At 70.3% G+C, this 4,196-nt stretch carries 2 protein-coding genes and 3 pseudogenes; all 5 read right to left on the reverse strand.

The features are described from left to right. Positions 1-102 precede the first annotated feature (102 nt). Positions 103-318, reverse strand: a pseudogene (locus tag ACWEF6_RS42725) (transglycosylase SLT domain-containing protein); the annotation flags it as partial. 1,095 nt (positions 319-1,413) lie between these two features. Next, positions 1,414-2,337: pseudogene (locus tag ACWEF6_RS42730) on the reverse strand (WXG100 family type VII secretion target); the annotation flags it as partial. Positions 2,338-2,353: 16 nt separating this feature from the next. Then, complete coding sequence (locus tag ACWEF6_RS42735; protein ID WP_449688171.1) at positions 2,354-2,665, reverse strand: hypothetical protein; 312 nt, start codon at positions 2,663-2,665, stop codon at positions 2,354-2,356. Between the two features lie 134 nt (positions 2,666-2,799). Continuing rightward, the gene (locus ACWEF6_RS42740) at positions 2,800-3,558 is read right to left on the reverse strand and encodes an ESX secretion-associated protein EspG (protein ID WP_449688172.1); all 759 of its coding nucleotides are present in this window, start codon (positions 3,556-3,558) and stop codon (positions 2,800-2,802) included. A 2-nt stretch (positions 3,559-3,560) separates the two neighbouring features. After that, positions 3,561-4,196: pseudogene (locus ACWEF6_RS42745) on the reverse strand (hypothetical protein); the annotation flags it as partial.

Raw genomic sequence — 4,196 nt, forward strand, 5'->3', positions numbered from 1 at the left:
CAACCCGCAAGCAGGCGGCAGCGAGGCTACGAGCCAGGTCACCAGCGGCCAGGATCCCAACCACCGCAACAGCGGCAACACCACCCTGACACTGACGCCAGGCTAGTAGCCGCGGTAGGCACCACCGTGGGCCATGGCCTTGATGCCGGGCACGTTGTCGAGGCTGCCGTACCGGTCGAAGGAGTACCGGACACCGGCGATGATGTTGTCGACCGGGTTGTAGATGTTGTCGTGCCCGGGGAGCTTGTGGGCGTTGAACGTCGAGTCGATGCACTGCATGAGGCCCTTGGACGGGTGCCCCGCGGCCGCGTTGGAATTGCCGGTCAGGAAGAGGTGGTCACCTTCCTGGGCCGTCCAGGTGCCCAGTTCCGTGGTCACGCACCAGACGTCACCCCGCCCGGCGGCTTCCTTCTCGAGGAAAGCCCCGGTGATGATCGGATTGTTCAGGTGCACGGAGAATTCCGGACGCCAGGTCTCGGGCTGGTTCTTCCGCGCCACGGGGAGCACCCGGGGCCGGGCTCCGGACAGGTAACCGGCCAGCGCGATCGCGTCGAGGACGGTACCGGCCGCCTGGTAGAGGACGACCTGCGGCCGTGAGTACCCGGGCCGCAGGTATCGGGTGCCTTCGGCGTCGGTGATGGCCTCGAGCCACGCCTCGCGCTGCTCGGTGGACATCGCCAGCACCTGGGCGACCGCGTCGGCGCGGGGATGCCCGGCGCGCGCCAGCAGGTCCCGGGCGTAGTCGTGGTCCAGCCGGAACTGGTGCCGGGGCCCGCACCCGCCGCGGTCGTCGACGTACAGCGCGTGCGGCACGCCGTCGAGGAGCTTGCGGAGCTTCGCCACCATTTCGGGCTTCGACTGCGCGATGGACATGGTCGGGCGGTGCCGGCGGGACTCGACGTGACCGTCGCCGGCGATCCACCCGAGGATCGCCGCTTCGGAGACACTGATGTCCAGCGAGGATTCCGTGGCGGCGGGCGCCGCCAAGAGGATCCGATCGCGCGACCGGATGTCCTCGGTGGTGACGAAACCGGCTTCGGTCGCGTAGCGGTGCTCCTGCTTCGGTGAAACGAAGCCGTGCTTCTTGCGCCGGTGCACCGCGACGCCGTTGGCCGGCTGCCGCACCGTCCGCGGCTCCCAGCCGCATTCCGGGCAGACCACCGGCAGATCGGTGCGGCTGACACTGACCCTCGGGAGGTTGAGCCAGCGGTGGTTGGGCGTCGTGGTCGCCTGCCACCGCGAGTTGATCATCCGGACGAGTTCGGCGTCTTCGTGGTGGACCACCCGGGTGATCCGCGTCCACTCGCTGCGCCCGGTGGCCGGGTTGTAGCCGATCGTCTCGTCGCCGGCTTCGACCGCGTCGTGCTTCAGCAGCCCGCGCCTGGTCACGATCTGCGTGTCCAGCGGCACGCAGTCCCAGTTGTTGATGGCGTTGGGATTTCCGCCGGATTCGTGCTGGATGATCGCCCAGATCTTCGGGATGTCCGCGTCCGTCACCGGAATGCCCGCGGCCTGCAGCGCCTTCATCGCTTCCTGGATCCACTGCTGGACGTTCCCCGGCGGCGGCGAAGAAGGCGGGCCGCCGCTCGGGCCGAGGCCGCCACCGCCGCCTCCGCCGCCACCACCACCACCGCCTCCTCCGCCGCCGTGGGAGGAGCCGTTGCTGTGGATGCCGCCCGTGCTCTTGGGGGCCGCGGCCGAGCTGCTCGGCAGGGGGACCTGGTCGTAGCCGCCCTCGATCTGCTGGGACATCAGTTTCTGCGAGGCCTTGATCGCCGTGTCGGCCTGGGTCTGCAGGCCCGTCACGTCGCCGTCGAAGCCCGCGGTGATGGTGTGGATGTCCGTTTTCGCGGTGGCCAGGATCTGGTCGGCGCTGGGGCTGGGCCCCGGCTTGCCTTCGTCGTGGGCCTTCTTCGCCGCGGCCAAGGCGTTGTTGATGTCGGTTTCGGCCTTGGCGTTGCGCTCGTTGACCGCCTTTTCCGCGGCGAGCTGCTTGTCCCCGACGTTCTTCTTGATCTGGTCGAGGGTCCGCGCGAGGTCGTCGAGGTCCTTGGCGACGTCCTCGAGGTGGGTCTGCACCTTGGTGCCGGCGTCGCGGACCTGGCGGACGTACTGGAAGAACTGGTCCGCCGCCGGGCCGGCCCACACGCTGCCGTTGAGCGCGTCGGTCGAATTCTTCAGGGAAGCGTTGTGGTCACCGGCGTTCTTCCCGGCGTCGCGGAACTGCGTCGCCGCCGCGGTGATCTTTCCCAAATCGACCTTTTCGACCTGGTCGACCTTCTTCATGAAGGCGTCCCAGTTGTCCGGCGTTCCGGCGCCGCCCCCGTTCAAACCCACTGTGGTGCCCCCAGAATCACTTGTCGACGTGCAATTTCAGATCGCTCGCGCCGACCTGGTCGGTTTCGGCGATCAGGCCCGCGGCCTTGCGCATGGCGAACCCCAGCGCCTCCATGTGCTTGCCCGCGGCGTCGAACTGGCTGTGCACGCCGTCCTTGAACTTGCCGACCGCTCCGTGCGCGTCGCCCGTTTCGTCCATCCCGCCGAAGGGGCTTTCCTTCTCGTGGTCCAGGCCGGTGACCTTCTGCTTGGACTTTTCGAACTCGTCCTTCAGCTTCTCCACCTGACTGGCCGCGATGGCCATCGAGTCCGGATCGTAGACAGGCACGGTTCGTCATCCCCTTCGGAAACTTGTCTCCGCCCGATCGGACGTCGTCCCGACCAGGACGGTTCCCGCGCTTACTTTATGACTTCACCCGGGACGCGGGTACGGATCTCCGCCAACTTCCACCCCAGCGGGGATCAGGCCTCCGCCACCAGTTCCCGGATCCGCGTGGCGAGCAGGGCGTTGTCCGCCGGGGTGACGGTGGCCCACTCGCGGCCGTCGCCGTCGCGGCCCACCTGGAACAGGTAGCGGCCCGCGTCGGTGTCGAAGAACGCCACCACCCGGCCCGCCCGGTGGACCACGCCGTCGCGCGACGTGCGTTCCGCGCCGAACTGGCCGCGGGCCTCCTGGCCGAGCAGCATGCCCGAGAGCTCCTGGGCCTGGAACAGCGGTATCCCGCGGTCTTCCAGGGCCGTGACCAGCGCCTTCGCGTCACCCTTCGCCGCCGCGTCGGCGGACGTCACGACGTCGTAGGGCAGGCTGACCGTCTGGCCGATGCCCGGGCCCAGGTCGCCCGCCACCGAGACCGCCGCCTCCGCGAGGCCGTCCTCGGTCGCCGGGATCAGCCAGACCTCGCCGTGGTCCACCACCGCCAGCACCGCCTGACCGCGCAGGCTGACCGCGCGGCCGCGGATCTCGCGTTCCGCCCACACCCAGACGTCGATCCCGAGCTGCGGGCGCGCCAGCAGGTGCAGCAGGTCGGCCAGCTCGCCGGACACCCGCCGGTTGCGAGCCAGCCGCCGCTCGCTCAGCGACCCCCACGCCGAGTCGACCAGCTCGCGCCGCTCGGTCATGGTGGTTCCGTCGCTCGGCACGTCCAGCGCGACGTGCCGCCGGGGCAGATCGAAGGATTCCCAGAGCACGTCGAACTCCAGGGCCGACAGGACGAGCGACACGGTCAGCGCCCGTCCCCGCCGTGGTCGCCGAGCACGTCACGGGAAACCATCCGCTGGTCGGCGAACAGGTCCTGGTCGTCGACGCCGAAGCGGCGGACGTGCTCGGCGTCCTCCTCCTGCGGGGCCGCCTCGGACAGGAACTTCGCCTCGCCGGGCTTCTGCTTCGGGCTGATCTGCTCGGACTTCCGCAGCGCGACGGCCTCTTCTTCGGGCAGCTCGCCGACCGGCAGCGGCCGCACCGGGCCCGTCGGCCGGCCCTTGTCGCGCGGCTGACGATCCTTGTCGCCGCTCAGCGCGCCGCCGGCGACGCCCGCGCCGATCGCCGCCGCGCCGGCGCCGATGTCGCCGGGGGTCGCACCGGGCTTGCCGACGAAGCCGCGTTCACCGGTGTACTGGCCGGGTTGCAGCGGGGCCTGCGGCATGGCGCCGACCGTGCGGCCCTTGGCCAGCAGGCCGTCCGGCCCGCGGCCGGTGGAGCTGTCGATGCCGGTGGCGCCACCGGGTGTCCCGCCGCCACCGCCGCCGAGCGACTTGATCGGCGAAACCCTGGTCGAGGTTGAGGCACAGCGCCGCGACGTACTCGCCGTCCGAGTTGCGGAGGCCGATCGACGTGCTCTTCGCGGGCCGGCCGTCCGGGA

This window comes from Amycolatopsis sp. NPDC004772, from assembly GCF_053601215.1.